The organism is Aquabacterium sp. UBA2148 (assembly GCF_002328915.1).
Classification (GTDB): Bacteria; Pseudomonadota; Gammaproteobacteria; order Burkholderiales; family Burkholderiaceae_C; genus Aquabacterium; species Aquabacterium parvum.
Genome location: NZ_DCXA01000152.1, coordinates 8410 through 12740, shown reverse-complemented (window position 1 = coordinate 12740; position 4331 = coordinate 8410). Strand labels below are relative to the sequence as shown.

Here is a 4331-nt window from a genome sequence, read left to right as displayed (position 1 = left end):
GGCCTCGGCGTTGGCGAACCGGGCCTGGCGAACGTCGACCTGCCACCCCGCAGGCGCCCCTTCGGTCGCAGGTGGCTTGAGCGACCACTGGACCCGGGCGTCGAGGCTGTCAAGCTCGATGCGGGGCTCTTCGAACACCCCCGGGAAACCCAACCAGCCCCTGCGCAAGGCCAGGTCGGCGCTGCCGCCTGACTCGGTGGCCTGGACCGTGACATCGGCCCCGGCCAGACCCGGCCGGCCCTGCCCTGGCTCGCGGGATTCCGACAGCCCCAGGCCGCGCACCCGGGCTTTGAGCTGGTAACGCCGAGGGTCGATGGCGCCGCCCTCCCAGCGCCACGACAGCCCCTCGATGACGCCTTTGGGCGCCAGGTCGGACAAGGCTTGGCGTGCGCGTGCCGGCAAGGGCAGGCGATCGGCCAGCAAGGCCAGTTGCGCCAGGTCCAGTCGGTCGGCCTCGGCCTCTCCGCCCAGGCTGTCGCCCCACCCTGTCGATGGCCAGCCGTGGGGCCAGGGCGCGTGCTGCCAGGTCAGTCGACCTGAGCTGGCAGGCCAATGGAGGCCATCGTCCAAGGTGAAGGCCAGGTCGCGGTAGGCCATCGATGCGCTCGAGCGATCGTTGCCGACCACGACCTCGCCACTCAGGCGCTTGAAAGCCAGACGCGGCAAATCAGGCGCCAGTCGCACCTGGATGTCGCGCACATCGGCTTGCAGGCCGACGCGGCTCAGGCGCCCCCGCGTCAAACCCACCGACGCGGACACGCCGCCCTGTCCGCCGGCCACCTCGATGGGCAGCCGCACGTGTTGACGCAGTCGGCGCACATCGACGTGCTCGAAACGGGCCTTGACCTCGCCCGACCAGGTTCGCCAGTCCGCCGGACGGGTCGTCTCGATGTCCAGCTTCGGTGACCAGCCCGCCTGGCCGACCAACCACACCGGCTGGCTCATGTGCGCCTCGATCCGGAAACGCTGACCAAACTCGGAGGGCGGCGTCGCCGAGAGGCTGAGTTCATGCACCCGTCCTCGCCAGGACGGCCGGTTTTTCAGCGTCAAGTCCACCTGCTGCAGGGCCAGCTCGGGGGCACCGAGGTAGTCATCCCGCCAGCGCACCGTGCCCTGGCGGATCTGGATGCGCGACTGCGACAAAACCCAGTCACCCGCGGCGCTGCCCTGCCCCGACGACGACGCCCCACTGGGCAGGCTCAAACCAGCCACGTGCAGCACGCCGTCCCGGTCGCGGCGCACATCCAACTCGGGTGCCACGATCACCAGGCGATCCAGGCGCAGCTCCCGATCGAGCAAGGCCGTGGGGGCCAGGGTCGCCATGGACAGCCGGGCTTCGACCTCGGGCAGGCGCAAGGCCGGTCGCCCCTGACTGTCCAGGATGCTCACTTCGCGCAGCGACAGCACCGGCCAGATGCCCTCGGCGCGTCCCACGACCTCGCCCACCCGCACGGTCGCCCCCACGGCCTGAGTGGCTTGTTGCGCGAGCTCATCACGCCATTCGTTGACCCTTGGCAGAATCTGGATCAGGACAAAGGCCCAAGCCGCCACCGCGACGCATGCCAGCCCCAACAGCCCCCAGCCCAGCCAACGAAGGGTTTTCAGCCCGGTTCGCCCCAGCCAGCGTGCAGGCAGGAGCAGCAAGCGCCCCGGCCCGCGAGTGGCTTGAGCGGCGCCAACGGGGTCGGCAGGTTGATCGTCGGTCGCATCGTCGGTCGCATCGACCTTCGAATCGGGCATCTGGGGCATGAAATCGGCGCACATCCGTCGAACCACCATCCCACCGGGGAGGGCTTGTGCCCTACCATCGCGTGCAGGTCTGCTGGTTCGACCCAAGGCGAGCACCCTAGCACAGACCCGTTGCACCCTGACCCGGCTCCATGATTGACATCCCATCCGACGCCGCTGCGTCTTCGGCCCCGGCCGACCACTCCCGCTACGTTCAGCGCATCCGGCGCCGCTATGTGGCCGAAGTCCAGGCGTTCGCGCAGGCCTGCCCGGGGGTGCCCCGCAGCGCCGACATCGCCCACCTCATCGAGCGGCTGCAGGCCGATGGCCGCGACCTGCCTTCCTCGCTGCGCGTGGCCCGCCAGTTGGTGATGGAGCGCCTGGCGGTGCAGGACGTCGAAACCAGCGCCCCCATGCAGGCCATCACCCTGGCCATGACCGAGCTGGCCGAGGTCACGCTGGACGTTGCCCTGAAAGCGGCCGAGGCCGAAGCCGACCTCAAGCACGGTCAACCGCTCAACGAGCAAGGCCAGCGCGTCGATTTCTGGGTCATCGGCATGGGCAAGCTCGGCGGGCGCGAGCTCAACGTCTCGTCCGACATCGACCTCATCTACGTGTACGAAGACGACGGCCAGACCACCGGCGTGACCGATGTCACCGGACGGGTCTCGGGCCAGGTTTCGGTGCACGAGTACTTCGCCTTCGTGGCCCGCAAGCTCAGCACCCTGATCGCCGACACCACCGAAGACGGCTTCGTCTTCCGCGTCGACCTGGCGCTGCGCCCCAACGGCAACTCCGGCCCGCCCGTGGTCAGCATGGCGATGCTGGAGGAGTACTTCCTGGTGCAAGGCCGCGAATGGGAGCGCTTTGCCTGGCTGAAAAGCCGCATCGTGGCGCCGCGCCGCTGCATGCCCAAGGGCGAGCACCACGCCCGCGCCCTGGCGCTGCGCAACCTGGTCATGCCCTTCGTCTACCGTCGCTACCTCGATTACGGCGTGTTCGAGGGCCTGCGCCAGTTGCACCGCAAGATCCGCGACGAGGCCACCCGCCGCGCCGCCGGCCGCCCCGACCGTGCCAACGACGTCAAGCTGGCGCGCGGCGGCATCCGCGAAATCGAGTTCACCGTGCAGCTGCTGCAGGTGGTGCGCGGCGGCCAGTTCCCCGAGATCCGCACCCGATCCACGCTCAAGGCCCTGCCCCGCCTGGTCGCGCGCGGCCTCATCGCACCCGACAAGGCCGAGCAGCTCGCCCACGCCTACACCTTCCTGCGCCGTGTCGAGCACCGCATCCAGTTCCTCGACGACCAGCAGACCCACATGCTGCCCACGCAGGACGCCGACCTCGACTGGATCGCGCGCAGCATGGGCTTGAGCCAGCGCAGCGCCGACCGGTCCTCGCACCCCGACTGCCTCTCGCCCACCTGCCAGTTGCTCAACGCCCTGTGCCAGGTGCGCGAGCTGGTCGCCACCGAGTTCGACGCCCTGCTGCACGATGGCAGAGAAGGCGGCAACCCAGGCGGCTGCAAAGGCTGCGGCGGCCCACCTTTGCCGGTCGACAGCGAAGAGTTCGCGGCCAAGCTGCCGCAAGCCATCGCGCCACACGTGCTGGCGTTCGCGCGCCAGCCCAAGGTCACGATGCTGTCGGACGCGGCCAAGCTGCGCCTGGCCAAACTCATCGGCCGGGCCACGCAAATCGCGCTGACAGAAGGCCCAGACGGCCAGGAGCCCCTGGGCATCGAAGCCGTGCTGCGCTTCGTCGAGTGGCTCAACCCGCTGCTGCGCCGCGACAGCTACCTCTCGCTGCTGGCCGAGCGCACCGAGGTGCTCAAGCGCCTGCTGCGCCTGCTGGGCCTGGCCCGCTGGTCGATGCGCTACCTGCTGCGCCACCCTGGCGTGATCGACGAGCTGGCCGACCCGCGCCTGATGGACGGCCGCTTCGACGCCAAGGCCTACCGCGCCGAACTCGAAGAGCGCCACAACGCCTGGGTGCGCGCCGGCCAGGCCGACGAAGAAGCCCTGATGGACACGCTGCGCCGCGCCCACCACGCCGAGGTGTTTCGCACCCTGGTGCGCGACGTCGAAGGCACGCTCAGCGTCGAGCAGGTCGCCGACGACCTCTCGCTGCTGGCCGACACCACGCTGGACATCACGCTGCGCTGGGCCTGGCGCGAGCTGCAACAGCGCCCCGGCAAACAGGCCCGTTACGCCGTCGGCCGCGAGCCGCATTTCGCCGTCATCGCCTACGGCAAGCTGGGCGGCAAGGAACTGGGCTACGGATCCGACCTGGACGTCGTCTTCGTCTACGACGACAAGCAGGACTCCCCCGAGCAGGACGCCGGCCCCGACACCCCCAGCCCCATCGACGCCTACCTGCTGTTCGCGCGCAAGCTCATCACCTGGCTGACGCTGCGCACCTCGGTGGGCGAGCTCTTCGACATCGACACCGCCCTGCGCCCCAATGGCAACTCGGGCCTGCTGGTGACGTCTTACCACTCGTACGACGACTACCAGCGCCAGCGCGGCAGCAACACCGCCTGGACCTGGGAGCACCAGGCCCTGACGCGGGCGCGCTGGTGCGCTGGTGAGCTCGCCCTGGCCGAGCGC

Annotated in this window: 2 protein-coding genes; one reads left to right on the top strand and one right to left on the bottom strand. The window is 69.7% G+C overall.

Going from position 1 to position 4331, the window contains the following annotated elements:
- Positions 1–1740, bottom strand: a 1740-nt coding sequence (locus B2W70_RS08400) for a YhdP family protein (RefSeq protein ID WP_286744721.1), incomplete at its 3' end; no start/stop codon positions are given.
- A gap of 140 nt (positions 1741–1880) precedes the next feature.
- Here B2W70_RS08400 and glnE point away from each other — a divergent pair.
- A partial coding sequence (glnE, locus tag B2W70_RS08395; protein ID WP_286744719.1) for a bifunctional [glutamate--ammonia ligase]-adenylyl-L-tyrosine phosphorylase/[glutamate--ammonia-ligase] adenylyltransferase occupies positions 1881–4331 on the top strand: 2451 nt, incomplete at its 3' end.